This window comes from Rhizobium leguminosarum bv. viciae USDA 2370 (genome assembly GCF_002008365.1).
In the GTDB taxonomy this organism is placed as follows: domain Bacteria; phylum Pseudomonadota; class Alphaproteobacteria; order Rhizobiales; family Rhizobiaceae; genus Rhizobium; species Rhizobium leguminosarum.
The window spans coordinates 25961-40310 of the sequence record NZ_MRDL01000047.1 but is presented as its reverse complement, the minus strand read 5'-3'; the positions used below and the strand labels follow the sequence as shown (position 1 = coordinate 40310).

The 14350-nt window shown below is 59.4% G+C and carries 16 protein-coding genes; 7 read left to right on the top strand and 9 right to left on the bottom strand.

Annotation, left to right across the window (positions count from 1 at the left end; genetic code table 11):
- The first annotated feature begins 7 nt into the window (after positions 1–7).
- Positions 8–1660, top strand: coding sequence for a choline dehydrogenase (gene betA / locus BS629_RS24150; RefSeq protein WP_018241155.1), 1653 nt, complete (start codon positions 8–10; stop codon positions 1658–1660).
- Here the strand turns inward: betA and BS629_RS24145 are convergent, their stop codons facing one another.
- The 5 genes from BS629_RS24145 to BS629_RS24125 all read right to left on the bottom strand — a co-directional run bounded on the left by BS629_RS24145 (position 1661) and on the right by BS629_RS24125 (position 3893).
- Entirely contained in the window at positions 1661–1960 is a 300-nt protein-coding gene (locus tag BS629_RS24145) for a type II toxin-antitoxin system RelE/ParE family toxin (protein WP_018241154.1), read from the bottom strand.
- Positions 1957–2238 (bottom strand): YlcI/YnfO family protein, encoded by a 282-nt coding sequence (locus BS629_RS24140; protein ID WP_026188312.1) that lies wholly within the window; start codon positions 2236–2238, stop codon positions 1957–1959. The genes BS629_RS24145 and BS629_RS24140 overlap by 4 nt, the downstream gene beginning before the upstream one ends.
- Before the next feature lie 119 nt (positions 2239–2357).
- Positions 2358–2831, bottom strand: a complete 474-nt coding sequence (locus tag BS629_RS24135; protein WP_018241152.1) for a DUF6644 family protein — start codon at positions 2829–2831, stop codon at positions 2358–2360.
- Between the two features lie 19 nt (positions 2832–2850).
- Complete coding sequence (locus BS629_RS24130) at positions 2851–3210, bottom strand: DUF6152 family protein (protein WP_018241151.1); 360 nt, start codon at positions 3208–3210, stop codon at positions 2851–2853.
- A 236-nt stretch (positions 3211–3446) separates the two neighbouring features.
- The gene (locus BS629_RS24125) at positions 3447–3893 is read right to left on the bottom strand and encodes an RrF2 family transcriptional regulator (protein ID WP_018241150.1); all 447 of its coding nucleotides are present in this window, start codon (positions 3891–3893) and stop codon (positions 3447–3449) included.
- A 420-nt stretch (positions 3894–4313) separates the two neighbouring features.
- Between BS629_RS24125 and BS629_RS24120 the strand changes: the two genes are divergently transcribed.
- The 5 genes from BS629_RS24120 to BS629_RS24100 all read left to right on the top strand — a co-directional run bounded on the left by BS629_RS24120 (position 4314) and on the right by BS629_RS24100 (position 9580).
- Positions 4314–5090 carry a phosphoadenylyl-sulfate reductase gene (locus BS629_RS24120; protein WP_018241149.1) on the top strand — a complete coding sequence of 259 codons (777 nt, stop codon included), beginning with the start codon at positions 4314–4316 and terminating at the stop codon, positions 5088–5090.
- Positions 5091–5242: 152 nt separating this feature from the next.
- Complete coding sequence (gene cysD / locus BS629_RS24115; protein WP_003546395.1) at positions 5243–6196, top strand: sulfate adenylyltransferase subunit CysD; 954 nt, start codon at positions 5243–5245, stop codon at positions 6194–6196.
- 1 nt (position 6197) lies between these two features.
- Positions 6198–7694, top strand: a complete 1497-nt coding sequence (cysN, locus tag BS629_RS24110; protein ID WP_018241148.1) for a sulfate adenylyltransferase subunit CysN — start codon at positions 6198–6200, stop codon at positions 7692–7694.
- A gap of 410 nt (positions 7695–8104) precedes the next feature.
- The gene (locus tag BS629_RS24105; protein ID WP_018241147.1) at positions 8105–8746 is read left to right on the top strand and encodes a peroxiredoxin-like family protein; all 642 of its coding nucleotides are present in this window, start codon (positions 8105–8107) and stop codon (positions 8744–8746) included.
- 420 nt (positions 8747–9166) lie between these two features.
- Positions 9167–9580, top strand: coding sequence for a GFA family protein (locus BS629_RS24100; RefSeq protein ID WP_026188311.1), 414 nt, complete (start codon positions 9167–9169; stop codon positions 9578–9580).
- Between the two features lie 177 nt (positions 9581–9757).
- Here the strand turns inward: BS629_RS24100 and BS629_RS24095 are convergent, their stop codons facing one another.
- Both BS629_RS24095 and BS629_RS24090 read right to left on the bottom strand, forming a co-directional pair.
- Positions 9758–10111: a GNAT family N-acetyltransferase gene (locus tag BS629_RS24095; RefSeq protein ID WP_245268221.1), complete on the bottom strand. Its 354-nt coding sequence runs from the start codon at positions 10109–10111 to the stop codon at positions 9758–9760.
- Positions 10112–10245: 134 nt separating this feature from the next.
- Positions 10246–11112, bottom strand: a complete 867-nt coding sequence (locus BS629_RS24090; RefSeq protein ID WP_026188310.1) for a LysR family transcriptional regulator — start codon at positions 11110–11112, stop codon at positions 10246–10248.
- 67 nt (positions 11113–11179) lie between these two features.
- On the opposite strand from BS629_RS24090, the gene BS629_RS24085 reads away from it, so the two are divergent.
- Positions 11180–12151 (top strand): quinone oxidoreductase family protein, encoded by a 972-nt coding sequence (locus BS629_RS24085; protein ID WP_018517839.1) that lies wholly within the window; start codon positions 11180–11182, stop codon positions 12149–12151.
- A 14-nt stretch (positions 12152–12165) separates the two neighbouring features.
- Here BS629_RS24085 and BS629_RS24080 read toward each other — a convergent pair whose 3' ends face one another.
- Together BS629_RS24080 and BS629_RS24075 are read right to left on the bottom strand one after the other, a co-directional pair.
- Entirely contained in the window at positions 12166–12669 is a 504-nt protein-coding gene (locus BS629_RS24080) for a hypothetical protein (RefSeq protein WP_020572948.1), read from the bottom strand.
- Between the two features lie 489 nt (positions 12670–13158).
- Positions 13159–14340 (bottom strand): glycoside hydrolase 5 family protein, encoded by a 1182-nt coding sequence (locus tag BS629_RS24075; RefSeq protein WP_018241142.1) that lies wholly within the window; start codon positions 14338–14340, stop codon positions 13159–13161.
- Positions 14341–14350 lie beyond the last annotated feature (10 nt).

Genomic DNA, 14350 nt, shown 5'->3' with positions numbered 1-14350 from the left:
GAACGTCATGCAACAAGCAGATTTCGTCATCATCGGCTCGGGCTCCGCCGGCTCCGCCCTCGCCTACCGTCTGTCGGAAGACGGCAAGAACAGTGTCCTCGTCATCGAGGCGGGTGGCAGCGATTTTGGGCCGTTCATCCAGATGCCGGCGGCGCTTGCCTGGCCGATGAGCATGAAGCGATATAACTGGGGTTATCTGTCCGAGCCGGAGGCGAACCTCAATAACCGGCGCATCACCGCGCCGCGCGGCAAGGTGATCGGCGGCTCCTCCTCGATCAACGGCATGGTCTATGTGCGCGGTCATGCCGAGGATTTCAACCGCTGGGAAGAGCTCGGCGCCAGCGGCTGGGCCTATGCCGACGTGCTTCCCTATTACAAGCGGATGGAGCATTCGCATGGCGGCGAAGAAGGCTGGCGCGGCACGGACGGGCCGCTGCATGTCCAGCGCGGCGGCTTCACCAATCCGCTGTTTCGCGCCTTCGTCGAGGCCGGCAAACAGGCGGGCTTCGAGACGACGGAGGATTATAACGGCAGCAAGCAGGAAGGCTTCGGGCTGATGGAGCAGACCATCTTCGGCGGCCGCCGCTGGTCTGCCGCCAATGCCTATCTGAAACCGGCGCTGAAGCGGGACAATGTCAATATCGTCTACGGCTTTGCGCAGAGGATCTTGATCGAGGACGGACGGGCGACCGGCGTCGAGATCGAACGCAACGGCAAAATAGAGGTGGTGAAGGCGAACCGCGAGGTGATCGTCTCAGCCTCCTCCTTCAATTCGCCGAAGCTCTTGATGCTGTCGGGCATCGGTCCCGGCCAACATCTGCAGGACATGGGCATTACGGTGAAGGCCGACCGGCCGGGCGTCGGCGCCAATCTGCAGGACCATATGGAATTCTACTTCCAGCAGGTGAGCACCAAGCCGGTGTCGCTCTATTCCTGGCTGCCGTGGTTCTGGCAGGGCGTGGCCGGCGCACAATGGCTGCTCTCGCGCGGCGGGCTCGGCGCCTCCAACCAGTTCGAGGCCTGCGCCTTCCTTCGCTCGGCGCCGGGGCTGAAGCAGCCCGACATCCAATACCATTTCCTGCCGGTGGCGATCAGCTATGACGGCAAGGCGGCGGCGAAGAGCCACGGCTTCCAGGTTCACGTCGGCTACAACCTGTCGAAATCGCGCGGCAGCGTGACGCTGCGTTCGGCCGACCCCAAGGCTGATCCGGTGCTGCGCTTCAACTATATGAGCCACGCCGAGGATTGGGAGAAGTTCCGCCACTGTGTGCGGCTCACCCGCGAGATCTTCGGCCAGAGCGCCTTCAACGACTATCGCGGGCCGGAGATCCAGCCGGGCGAAGGCGTGCAAAGCGACGAGGAGATCGACGCCTTCCTGCGCGAACATCTGGAAAGCGCCTATCACCCTTGCGGCACCTGCCGGATGGGCGCCAAGGACGATCCGATGGCGGTGGTCGACCCGCAAACGCGGGTGATTGGCGTCGATGGCCTGCGTGTCGCCGACAGCTCGATCTTCCCGCACGTCACCTATGGCAACCTGAACGGACCCTCGATCATGACCGGAGAGAAGGCGGCCGACCATATCCTCGGCAAACAGCCGCTGGCGCGCTCGAACCAGGAACCCTGGGTCAATCCGCGCGCGGCGGTGAGCGACAGATAGTCAGTGGTAATCTTCTTCGCGCTGGCGACGGACGGCGAGGACAATGACGCTCGTTTCGCTCATCACTTTGAAAAGAATGACGTGTCCGGCAGAACCGAATGGTACGACGAGCTCGCGCAGCAAGGGATCATCCGCAGAGGCGCGTCTGGCCATCAGCGGGAAATCCTGAAGTATCATCAGAGCTTTTTGGATGGCGTTGATGGCACGTTCCGCCAAATCCGGATCACGTTCGATCAGAAAATCGGCGAGCCGGTCCAGATCTTCATAGAAGGTCTGGGTGTACTTTAGCTCGAAGGTCATTTTTGCTGTGCAGCTTTACGAGCTTTCGCCTTTTCAAGCTTTTTGCGCATCAACTCCTGAATGTCGTCCGTTGTGTAAAACACACCGGTGCGCTCAGCGCCCGCCAAGCCGGCCAGACCCCGCGCAATGAACTCCGCTTGGGTCTTTCTGTAATCGACCTGGCGGCGAAGAGAGTCCTCTATCAGCGACGACAAGCTCTCGCCTTCTTTGAGAACGCTTTCGGCGGCAGCGCGCAATTCAGGATCCACGCGAAGGGACGGGAGAGATGCCGTTTTCATGACGTTCCTCATGCGTTGCAATTGCAATGCAACATGATGGATCATCGTGTTATATTCAACTCCCCTCCACCTGACGCAATTCATATGCGCCGCGGTTGAGAAAATCGGGAGCAATCCCATCAGAGAAATCCGATCCAGCGTCCCGCCACGAGTGCGGCGATCCATGTCGCCGCCGACAGAGCCGCCGAAACTCTTATGGCAGGGCGAAGAATGCCGACCGTGGTTACCGTTCGCCAACCCTGCCCCGCGTGCACCACCAGCACGTTGAGTAATCCGAAGGCAATCAGCCCGAGCTTGGCGAGGAAGGCGGGATTGGCGGCATATTCGACCGCCCGGACGCTGAAGAGGCAGAAGCCAGTTAGAATAGCCGCGGCAAGGCCGACGCCGGCGGAGCGGGAGAGAAATGGGGCAACGACTTCAACAGGCAGCTTGCGGAAGAAGCCGGCGAGCTTGAGATCAAGCGGCAGGATGGCGCCGATGAGAAGACCGATCGCCAGGATATGGGCTGCGTTGACGAACATGTAGAGTGTTCCGGAGCGCCGGAGCGCGACCGCAGGCGTGGTGGCTGACAGCCATTCGAGAATGTCGATCACAGCTCGCTTCGCCCAGAGGTCAGTTCGTCTTGATGCGGTCGGGATAGATATCGTAGCGCTTGTCGCCGATGGTGAGGCGCACCGCCTTCATCCGCTTCTCCTTTGGATCCTGCGAACGGTTTCCAAGGGCCACCACCTGGTCGCCGGGCTTGGCGACACCTTCGACGAAGCCGGAGCGTTCCGTCTGGCGCGGATTGCCGAGCTCGACGAGCCAGACGCCGTCATTGGCGGTCGCGACGTTAAGGGTCGGATGCGGCCCGCCCATGGAGATTTTCTCGATGGTGCCAGCAAGCTCGATCTGATCCGCCTCTGCCCAGGACCAGCCGTGATGGGCCATTGCGCCGGTGGCGAAAGCCACAGAAAGCATGGCTGCAGCCATTAGAGTATTTCCGTTTTTCTTCGCACCACGGAAATGCTCTATCTCTTTGTTTTCACGCAATTCCGGACGCAAAACCGCTGTGCACTTTTGCTGGAATTGCTCTAGCCGCTGCGCTGAAATTCTAAACATCATATCCTCCCTACCCGTATTGACGGGCAGGTGGAGCATTTGAGCCGGAAGAAAAGGGATTTCACCAAATCTTGAAGAAAGATGCGGGCGTCAGTTCACCCTGATGCTCAGGCCAGCAGACGGGTGACTTCGGCGCTGTGCGCTGGGGCGACGGCATCGGCGATGGTCGTCGAGAACAGCACCTTGCGGGTGGCGTCCGCCACCTTGGCGAAGACGTGGCGGATCTGGCAGTTCTGTTCGCCGTCGCAATCGTCGCACCGGCGGTAGGCGGTGATCGAGAGGCATGGAAGCGGCGCGATCGGGCCGTCGATGATGCGCAGGATCTCGCCGAAGGTGATGGTGTGGGCGGGCTTGAGGAGGAGATAACCGCCCTGCTTGCCGCGGCGGCTGGCGACGACGCCGTGATGTTTCAGGTCGAGCAGGATCTGTTCGAGGAACTTCTTCGGGATCTTCTGCTGCGCCGCGATATCGGAAATCATCACCGGTTCGTCGGCATCGGCATCAGCCAAGACCGTGAGCGCCCGCAGCGCATATTTCGCCTTTTGCGTAATCATTTTTGACCATCGACACACACAGGCAGTGCGAATTTCCGCACTGCTACGGAAGTACTTTCACCTCTATGGCACAACCAGCATGAACGGAATTTGAACGCGCCGGAGAAAGCCTTGAGAGACAAGCGTTTTGGCCTTGTTTTTTGCTCTCGGCCAAGCTCTCTTAATCTATGCCAAAACTGCGCCTTCTGCACCATTTTCGGCATCACTTCAGATTTCGGATTGACAGGCTGCGTGTAACTCTACTATTTCTATAGACATTCGAGCTGCCGATGTGGATTTTCATCCGCAGGCGGCTGCTTTTCTGCATCGCGGCAGCTTCGGAGAGATATTTGCTCTTCCGGCCGCAGCTTTCGAAATCCCTTTTTCTGTCCGATCCCTGTGTGAACTGCGATACTCCGGTCAACAAAGGACAGGATTCTCATGACTGCTATCAATCCGATTGCGGAAGACGGGCCGATTGCGGAAGAAGGACCGATTGCGGAAGCCAAGGCGCTGAATGACAGACTGGCAGGCCTCGACCTTGCCGGACGTCTGTCGCTGGTCTCAGGCCTCGGCGGCCGCGTGGTGTTCACGACGTCACTCGGCATCGAGGACCAGGTGATCACCGCCGAGATCGGCACGCACCGCCTGCCGATCGATGTCGCGACGCTGCAGACCGGCCGGCTGTTTGCCGAAACGCTGGCACTGATCGAAGAGACCGAAAACCAGTACGACATCCGCATTCATCGCTACGAGCCCGAGAAGGCCGATATCGACGCCTATGCGGCGCAATACGGCCTCAACGGTTTCTACGAGAGTGTCGAAGCCCGGCATGCCTGTTGCGGCGTGCGCAAGCTGAAGCCGCTTGCACGGGCGCTCGAAGGTGCTGCGATCTGGATCACCGGCCTGCGCCGCGGCCAATCGGCCAATCGCGCCGAAACGCCCTTTGCCGAATACGACGCCGAGCGCCACCTGCTGAAGGTCAATCCGCTCGCCGACTGGGACCTGGAGGCGATCAAGGCCTTCGTTTCCGCAAATGGCGTGCCGGTCAATCCGCTGCACGCTCGCGGTTATCCCTCGATCGGCTGCGAGCCCTGCACCCGGGCGATCAAGCCCGGTGAGCCGGAACGCGCCGGCCGCTGGTGGTGGGAGCAGGACGAAACGCGCGAATGCGGCCTGCACGTCGCCGAAGAGGCCGCAGCGATCGCCGCACAGTAAATCACCTCACGGCTTTCCCAATCGGGGCGCGGCGACCGCCGCAGCCTTGGGAAAGTCAACATTCCCTGGGAAAGCCAACGTTCCCGGGGAAAGCCAACATCAAGGAATTGTTTTGCGGCGAGCCGTAAACGACCGATAGCCTGGAGTAAAACATGCCCGATAGCCGTCCGGATACGGAACTCAGCAATCCGCAGAGCGCCAAGGCGCCGCTCGACCCGCATCTGAAAGCGCTGGAAAACGAATCCATTCACATCTTCCGTGAGGTTGCGGCCGAATTCGAGCGTCCCGTCATGCTCTATTCGATCGGCAAGGACTCCTCGGTGTTGCTGCATCTGGCGCGCAAGGCCTTCTATCCCGGCCGCGTGCCCTTCCCGCTTCTGCATGTGAATACCGGCTGGAAGTTTTCCGAGATGATCGCCTTCCGCGACGAGACCGCGAAGAAGTATGATCTCGATCTGATCGAGCACATCAATCCGCGCGGCAAAGCCGAAAACATCACCCCGTTTACGCATGGATCGGCTGCTTTCACCGACATCATGAAGACCGAAGGCCTGCGTCAAGCGCTCGATGCCGGCCAGTTCGATGCCGCTTTCGGCGGCGCACGGCGCGACGAGGAAGCCAGCCGCGCCAAGGAGCGCATCTATTCCTTCCGCACGCCGGATCATCGCTGGGATCCGCGCAACCAGCGGCCCGAACTCTGGAACATCTATAACGGCATGATCCGCAAGGGCGAGAGCGTGCGCGCCTTCCCGCTGTCGAACTGGACTGAGGTCGATATCTGGCGCTACATCCAGGCCGAGGACATTCCGCTGGTGCCGCTTTACTACGCCAAGAAGCGGCCCTTCGTGGAGCGCGACGGCATGATGATCCTCGCCGAGGACCCACGTCTGGAACTGCTGCCCGGTGAAGTCCGCCAGGAAGGCATGATCCGTTTCCGCACCCTCGGCGACTTCCCGCTGACCGGCGCCATCCGCTCACAGGCCACCACCCTCGAAGAGGTGATTGCCGAACTCGAAATTGCAACGGTGTCCGAACGCCAGGGCCGCGCCATCGATCGCGACCAGTCCGGCTCCATGGAAAAGAAGAAGCGTGAAGGATATTTCTGAGATGACCGCAGCCCAAACCGCCGTCTCGGCCGCCACCGTCGTCAGCCTGCCCGCCGCCGAGCAGCAGAAAGCTCTGCGCGACTCGCGCCCGCTGCGCCTCATCACTTGCGGCAGCGTCGATGACGGCAAGTCGACCTTGATCGGCCGCCTGCTCTGGGACACCAAGGCCGTCAAGGAAGACCAGGCCGCCACCCTGCAGCGCGATTCCACCGGCAAGCAGAACGATCTCGGTCTGCCCGACTTCGCATTGCTGCTCGACGGCCTGCAGGCCGAGCGCGAACAGGGCATCACCATCGATGTCGCCTATCGCTATTTCTCGACCGACAAGCGCTCCTTCATCGTCGCCGACACGCCCGGCCACGAGCAATATACCCGCAACATGGCAACCGGCGCCTCGACCGCCGATCTCGCTATCCTGCTGGTCGATGCGCGCTTCGGCATTCTCGAGCAGACGCGCCGTCACGCGACGATCGCCTCGCTGCTCGGGATCAAGCAGTTCGTGCTCGCCGTCAACAAGATCGACCTGACGGGCTACGACCGCGCCGGCTTCGACAAGATCAGCCATGACTTCCGGGAATTTGCCCTGTCGCTCGGCGTCAAGCAGATCATCGCCATTCCAATGTCGGCGCTGAAGGGCGAAAACGTCGTCTATTCCGGCCAGGCCGCCATGCCCTGGTACAGCGGCCCAACGCTCGTGGAGACACTGGAGCTTGCCACCGTGCGCTCGTCGCAGACGGTCGGTTTCCGCCTTTCGGTCCAGCGCGTCTCGCGTCCCGGCGAAAGCTTCCGCGGCTATCAGGGCACGGTTGCCGGCGGCTCGGTCAAGCCTGGCGACAGCGTCATGATCCTGCCGTCGGGCATGGTCGCCAATGTCTCGAAGATCGTCACCTTCGATCTCGTCCGCAATGCAGCCGTTGCCGGTGACGCGATCACGCTGGTGCTCGACCGCCAGGTGGATGTGGCGCGCGGCGACATGATCGTCTCGATCGACGCCCAGCCGCAGGTCGGCCTTGCCTTCGACGCGCAGATCGTTGCCTTGCAGCCTGAGGGTATCGAGCCCGGAAAGCGCTACTGGCTGAAGAGCGGCAGCCGCCGCCAGCGCGTTCAGGTGCAGCCGCTCAGCCAGCTGGAACTGAAGACCGGCAGTTGGAACGCCGCCCAGCGGCTCTACATGAACGCCATCGGCAAAGTGCGGCTCGTCTTCGACGAAGCGGCGATCTTCGACCCCTATGAGCAGAACCGGCTTTCCGGCTCCTTCATCCTGATCGATCCGGAGACCAACAACACGGTTGCCGGCGGCATGGTGACCGGCAAGCGCACCGAACTCGGCGGCCTGCACAATGGCGAAGCCCGTGTCATCCTCTCGCTTCCGGCCGATCTTGCCGAGCAGATCATGGCAAGCGAACTCTTCGCCAGCCGCAGCCACGAGGCCGAGGTGCGGCGCATGACGGCAGCCGAAGCGGCGGACCTCTGGTCGAGCGCTGCAAGCGATATCTAAGGGATAAGGGGCCAGCAAGTCTGGCCCCTCACCGAGACCGAATCCGCTGGCTGCAGGGCTGGCGGATTTCCCTGTCGAGCGGCAAAGAACCGATCAGAACCTGAGACTTTGCGATAGGGGCTTTCCGCTACGCGGCCCCCCCGCGACTTGAACGCAAAATGGCAGGTCCCACCAGCTCAATTTTCTGTGTCGGCCTCTGCGGCCGCTAAAAAAATCAGAGTTTGCAGAAAACGGACTTTTTCAATTCACGATTCGCTGTTTAACGCTTGCCCGCAGGCCAATGTGGGGCCATTCTTAGATCGGATCCTGGCGGTGCGGTAAGACGAGAGGTCAGGCCTTGCAACGCTCAATCTCGACCTCGAAGCACGTGGCGCCTTTTCTCGACTGATCCCCGAGCGAGGAGGTTGTCCATGTCCACGCACTTTGTCGACCATCCGCTACAACCGGGCGACCGGGTCCCGAACGTTGTGTTTGATGCGATCTCGCGCGAGGGGAAGATCGCACTTGATGATTTTCGTGGCCGCAGCCCGTTGTTGATAGGTTTGTTTCGAGGCCTGCATTGTCCGTTCTGCCGGCGCCATGTCGCGGCCATGGCATATCTCAACCCGATGCTGCGTGAGAAAGGCGTCCAATCTCTGGCGGTGGTCAACACCCCGGTCGAACGCGCGCGGCTCTATTTCCGTTACCATCCGATACCCGATCTTCTTGCTGCTTCCGACCCGGTACGGGCTTCGCACCAAGCCTTCGGCTTACGCGAGGTCGGGATCGACACTGTCATGGCGATACGGATCGATCTTCCGGGCGAGTTGCCCGAGCCGATGGGCGTGATGGCAATGGACGAGTTCATCAACGAGAAGGAAGGATATCAGATTACGGAAGCCGATCAGCAGATGATGACTGCCGACCACGGGCAGCTTGTCGGTCAGTTCCTCATCGACCGGGAGGGCATCGTACGCTGGAGCTTCACTGAAGTTCTGGAGGCTGGGCTCCAGACATTCAAGGCACCGAATTCCGAGGAATTGATGTCGGTAGCTTCCCAAGTCGTACATTAACAACGAAAACTCGCTGGACGACCCGCCACAAGTCGGCCTTGCCGGTGCGGCGCACGACGGCCGCCGAAGCGGCCGACCTCTTATCGAGCGCTGCAAGCGATATCTGACAAGGGATAAAGGATAAGGGGCCTGCAAGACTGGCCCGTCACCGAAATGCGGGATCACCGAACCCGCTGGCTACAGGACTGGTCAGAACCTGAGACTTTGCGATCAGGGCTCCACATCCGCTCCGGCCCGAAGCGGTCGGATGGCGTTCCTCTAGACTTCGGCATTTCCGCGATCTACATTTGAGCTTCTGTGAGCCTGAAATTATATCAGCTCTCAGTCCCTTCGCATCGCCCACCCCAACCATTTGCGGTTCGGGCCTGCGCTTCACCCCCCATTCAACGTAATTTCACCGTGCAAGCGGGAGGAGTTTCCATGGCCAATGCCCAATGCGCCTGCGGCGCTCTGAGACTGATGCTCAGCGAGCCGCCACAATTGACAGCTCTCTGCCACTGTTTGGCCTGCCAGCGCAGAACCGGTGCGCCGTTCAGCGCAAATGCTTTCTACTCGATGGGCTGTGTCGAAATATCTGGAACGTCTACAGAATTCATTCGTACCGCCGAGAGCGGTCGCAAGGTCCGAATGCATTTTTGCCCAATGTGCGGCTCGACCGTCTATTGGAAGGCCGATGCTGCGCCGTCCTGGATCGGGGTGGCAGTCGGTTCCCTTTCCGACCCGACCTTCGCGCCACCCGCCATGTCAGTCTACGAACAATCGAAACATCATTGGGTGCAGCTTGACGAAACGGTAGAGCACTTTCAGAGCCATCCAATCCGCCAATTGGAATGAATCGACGCGGGCTTTCGGCCTCAAGCGGACTTTGGATCATCGGCAGCGGAAGCGCTTTCGCTGCCTGCTAGACAACCCTTCGCGCAGACCATTGATCGCTGACACACCGTTGCCTCCGGACCGAGCCGTCTCGGCAGATAGTCGCGCAAAACTCAGAGTGATCGTTCGAAAAGAAGCTCATTCTCCTTTTCGCCGACATGCTCCCAACCAGCCGCTCGATAAAATCTCGGCTCGCGTGTTTGGATCGGTGGTGAGCCACGCGCGTTCGATGCCCGCAGATTTGAGGCGGGCGCAGGCTTCGGCCAGCAGAATCGAGCCAATCCCTTTTCTTTCAAATCCGGGAGCGATAAAGAGCGCCCAAATGTTTCCGTTGCGTGGGTCAGCCGCAGAAAAGCCGACCACATCGCCGTTCTCCTCCCAAACGGCCACTCCCGGATTTCTTACATACCATTCATAATCATGATCGGTGACCTTAGAGGGGTCAGCCAATACGTTTTCGACGACTGAAGAACGGACAACTTTGAGCGCCATGAGGTCACTCGCAACCGCTTTTCGGAGCATGCAACGATCTCTCGATCGCTTGTGAAGGCTTGCAGAATGCCTCTTTGTGGCGATCAGTTCAATGACTGCCTCTGCCGCTTTGGGGCCCTAGCCAACTGAACGGACTACTTCCCCAGAGCATTCTTCAGCGCCTCGACGACGACGCGGACGGAAGGGACGTCTTTGATATCAGAATGGACAACCAGCCAGACCTCTCTTGTCAAAGGCCGTTCGGTCTCAATGCGCTGGAGACCAGCGGACTCCAGGACGGCGAAATCGGGCAGCATGACGACACCGGCGCCCAGGCTTGCGGTTGCGGCCTGAAACTCCAGAACGGATGACCTCACAGCGATCGGCCGGCCGGCCGCCAGTTCGATCAGCCGCAATTGTTGCGGCGAGGCGTTCATGGTTTCGTCGTAACCGATGAAGGTCCAGTCCGGCGGTGGAACCGTTTCGAGATAGGTCTTGGATGCGTAGAGATGGAAGCTTGTCTCGCCGAGCTTGACGATGGCGTAATCGCCGTCCTCGGGACGCGACATTCGCACCGCAATATCCGCCTCTCGTCTGTTCAGCGACGCGAGGCGCTTTTCTCCGACAAGCGTGATCTGAACACCGGGATGGTCTCGCCTGACGGCCGCGATCGGCTTTGCCAGGAGCACGCTTGAGAGAGCGGGAGGCGCGCTGATCCTCACATGGCCACGCAATTCCGTGGCGCTGCTGCGACCAAGCTGCTCGATTGCCGCAGTTTGCGCCGCGACAAGAGCTGCGTGCCTGGCAACCTGCTCTCCGTCCGCGGTTAACATGATGCGCCGTCCGCGGCGGTCTATGAGTTTACGCCCCAGGCTGGCTTCAAGCGACGAAACGCGCCGACTGATCGTGGCGTGTTCGACGCCGAGCTGCTTTGCGGCACCAAGCAATGTTCCGGACTGCGCGAGCGCCAGGAAATGCCGAAGGTCGTCCCAGTCGATCTTTGTGAATTCTCTCCCAATCATTGTGAAGCAATAGGGAATTTTCACACATCATGCCATCGCTTAATTTGTGCCCATGAAGGAGCACGAGATGACCGACCAAATCATATGGCTGAACGCCCCTGGTGACATCACCCAGTTCCATGTCGAGCATCACCATTGTGAGCCTCCCGGTGATGGCGAGATAAAAATCCGTCATCAGGCGATCGGAACCAACTTTCTCGATGTCTATCATCGAAAGGGCATCTACCCCATGCCCTCCTACCCCGCGGTGATCGGTGCGGAGGCGGCGGGCATCGTCGACGATGTCGGTCCTGGTGTCTCCCTGTTCCAAAAGGGTGACCGCGTTGCCTATGCCGGGCCTCCGGTTGGAGCCTATCGCTCCACGAGGAATATTGCCGCTGAAAGGGCGATCAAGCTTCCGGATGCCGTTTCAGCAAAGACGGCAGCGAGTTCGCTGCTCAAAGGCATGACCGCCTACATGCTGTTGAAAAAGACCTATAATGTGCGTGCAGGCACTCAGGTTCTGATCCATGCGGCCGCCGGTGGGCTTGGCAGCATCCTCGTGCGTTGGGCCAGGTCGCTCGATGCCACCGTGATCGGGACGGTCGGCTCTTCCGAAAAGGCAGCCCTCGCCGCATCTTATGGCGCCGATCACCTTATTGTTGGACGAGGCGCCGATATCGTCGCGGACGTGAAGCGGCTCACGAACGGGCTTGGCGTCGACGTCGCCTATGACGGGATAGGCGGCGACACGCTTCTCAAAAGCATTCGTTCTGTCCGCCCATTCGGCATGGCTGTCACCATCGGTCAGGCCGCCGGCGCCATTCCACCGGTGCCTGTCGAGGAACTTCGCCCGGGCAAGGCGCTCTGCCATCCGAGCATCATGGCCTGGTGCGCTGACGTCGGACAATATCGCGAGGCTGCTCTGGCTGCCGTCGGGGCGATGGAAGCGGGGATCGTTTCGCAGATCGGTGCCGAATATCGTTTGGCCGATGTTGCCAAGGCGCACGAAGAGATGGAATCCGGACGCTCGGCCGGCAGTATCCTGCTGATACCTTGATCGGTCAGCGTCCGTTATTTCGGTTTGCGCAGATGGAGAGATCCTGTCGGAATAGGAACCACACTGGCAAGTCGTTGGCCTACCACGGTACCGATTGTGGCAACCCCGGACGTATTCCTGGATGCAGGCTCGATTTGGCGAAGAAACAGTCCGCTATCATCTGCAAGAGATCCGATGGTAATCATCGGCTCATCGTCGACGAAAAGTATCAATCCAATGCCGGATCCGACCTTATCCTCCACCCTGCACGGCAGGGCTCTCAGTACGGTCTCCGCGTTTGTCGAAAACAGGGATTTCACAAGCCCGCCAAGGGCTTCGACCTTATTGACGAACGGCCGCACGACAAGCGTGACCGCGTCTTCTTCAGATAAAGAGAGTTTGACTGAAAACTGAGCCGGCGCAGAACCGGTTGGCAGGCAAGCACTATAAAGCTGGAAAATCGCGGCGCGGGCGAAATTCAAGCGTGTATCATGGGATTCGGCTTCGACGATTGATTGAAGAAAGCGTGAAGAGTTCACTGCCGCAATCCCTATTTCGAATCGGGGTAGCCCGATGAGGTTTCATTATACGATACCGCTTCTGCGTGCGAGCCGTCCGCATTATTCATATTAACGAATGCTGACCTTCGAAAATCTCCGGCTTGTCCCCGATATCCTGGATAGACCGCGAATATTTGGCGAAGCTGGAAAGCCAGTTTAGATCGCAACAAAATATGAAAGCTTTAAGTCAATACTCTGGCGTGTCGAGATCGCTATCACTCGTCTATCGGTATGCGACGATTGTGGAGGGTGGAAAGCCCCCGGAGCATGATGCCGAAAAGTGCCCGCAGTATTCGGAAGACATCATGCTCCATAAAAACCGGATTCAGATTTCAGGCCGACCGGCCTAAATCATCCTGCTCCAGGGGAAAGAACGCGCAACCGTTCCGGTCCGCAGGAGCGCTTCCGATCTTCGTGTCACGCATATTGTCTTCTTGAAATCGGTTTCCGCCTTCGAGCGAGCCCTGATTATTGAAACTTGAGGGCGGCGGCGCGCAGAGCCTGCCAAGCAGGGCCTCCATCGTTATGAATGTCGAATTTGTCGTAGTCGTCCTGGGGATAGAGGCCTGAGTCCTGTGTGCTGACAAGCCGCCAAACCACCCAGCCTCCACAATCCGACATGGCGATCGTGTTCAGCCAAGTTTGATAGGCATTTGCCTGATCGGGATCGGATCGCGGAACTCCAAATTCCTCCAGGATCACCGGTTTTCCGATATTTCGTCCGATCTCGCAGTATTCGCGAATGCGAGCATCGAAATCGGAATGGCTGATTTTGACGTAGGATGGGTAGCCATGCCATGTGCCGAAATCGACGCTCGGAATGTTCATATCCGACAGCTTCTGATCCATGTTCCCATGGCCCGTCGTCACGAGCTGTTTCGGTGCCAGGGTTTTGACATAGGCTGACATTTCCGACACCCAGTCGTGAAGGAGCGGTTTGGGATGAATGTCAGGTTCGTTGGCCAGGTCCCAGGCAAAGATGGTGGGGTCATCGGAATAGCGGACACCAGTAATCGTGTTGACGCGCGACAAAACATGCCGAATCCATTCCTTGTAATCGCGTCGGGTTCGCGGATCAGCGGCAAAAAAGGTGTATTTGTCCGAACTCCCGTACCAGGCGTTCATTTGTTGGGCACCGCCCGTATAGGCCCAGAAATCGACGAATGCGAGGATCAGCTTAAGCTTGCGCTTCCCCGCTTCCGCGATGAGGTAATCGACCTTTTGCAGGCCGTCAGGTCCATCGTTGGGGACCATCCGTTTGGTTGTCGGATCCCAACTCATCATATAGATGCCCTTGGTACCCAGATTGCTGGAATCGGACGTGCTTTTTGAGTTCCAGATCGTCGGCACCCGGCCGTCCAGCGACCCTATAACCGGTTGCAGGAAGGTGCGCACCACATTGGCACCCATTGCCGTGGCATCGTCCAACACGCGGGTGACTTCGCCTGGCGAGCCAAATGTCAGATAATGGTTGTTTACGCCGGCCACGCGGAATGGCTTGCCGTCCAGCAGGAAGCCCTCCCCTTTCGTCGTGACGAAAGATTGCTGCCCAGATGACTGCGCGGCCGTAGATCCGACCTGAGCAGACCAAAAAAGCGCCAGCGCCGCAGCGCCGACAGCGAAATTCCGGAAGCGTTGAATAGGCCTCATGCGAAGAACT

Bases quoted from the DNA above. Each gene is read 5' to 3' on its own strand.
- betA (WP_018241155.1), top strand. From the start codon at position 8: ATGCAACAAGCAGATTTCGTCATCATCGGCTCGGGCTCCGCCGGCTCC.
- BS629_RS24145 (WP_018241154.1), bottom strand. From the start codon at position 1,960: ATGACCTTCGAGCTAAAGTACACCCAGACCTTCTATGAAGATCTGGAC.
- BS629_RS24140 (WP_026188312.1), bottom strand. From the start codon at position 2,238: ATGAAAACGGCATCTCTCCCGTCCCTTCGCGTGGATCCTGAATTGCGC.
- BS629_RS24130 (WP_018241151.1), bottom strand. From the start codon at position 3,210: ATGGCTGCAGCCATGCTTTCTGTGGCTTTCGCCACCGGCGCAATGGCC.
- BS629_RS24125 (WP_018241150.1), bottom strand. From the start codon at position 3,893: ATGATTACGCAAAAGGCGAAATATGCGCTGCGGGCGCTCACGGTCTTG.
- BS629_RS24120 (WP_018241149.1), top strand. From the start codon at position 4,314: ATGACTGCTATCAATCCGATTGCGGAAGACGGGCCGATTGCGGAAGAA.
- cysD (WP_003546395.1), top strand. From the start codon at position 5,243: ATGCCCGATAGCCGTCCGGATACGGAACTCAGCAATCCGCAGAGCGCC.
- cysN (WP_018241148.1), top strand. From the start codon at position 6,198: ATGACCGCAGCCCAAACCGCCGTCTCGGCCGCCACCGTCGTCAGCCTG.
- BS629_RS24105 (WP_018241147.1), top strand. From the start codon at position 8,105: ATGTCCACGCACTTTGTCGACCATCCGCTACAACCGGGCGACCGGGTC.
- BS629_RS24100 (WP_026188311.1), top strand. From the start codon at position 9,167: ATGGCCAATGCCCAATGCGCCTGCGGCGCTCTGAGACTGATGCTCAGC.
- BS629_RS24095 (WP_245268221.1), bottom strand. From the start codon at position 10,111: ATGGCGCTCAAAGTTGTCCGTTCTTCAGTCGTCGAAAACGTATTGGCT.
- BS629_RS24090 (WP_026188310.1), bottom strand. From the start codon at position 11,112: ATGATTGGGAGAGAATTCACAAAGATCGACTGGGACGACCTTCGGCAT.
- BS629_RS24085 (WP_018517839.1), top strand. From the start codon at position 11,180: ATGACCGACCAAATCATATGGCTGAACGCCCCTGGTGACATCACCCAG.
- BS629_RS24075 (WP_018241142.1), bottom strand. From the start codon at position 14,340: ATGAGGCCTATTCAACGCTTCCGGAATTTCGCTGTCGGCGCTGCGGCG.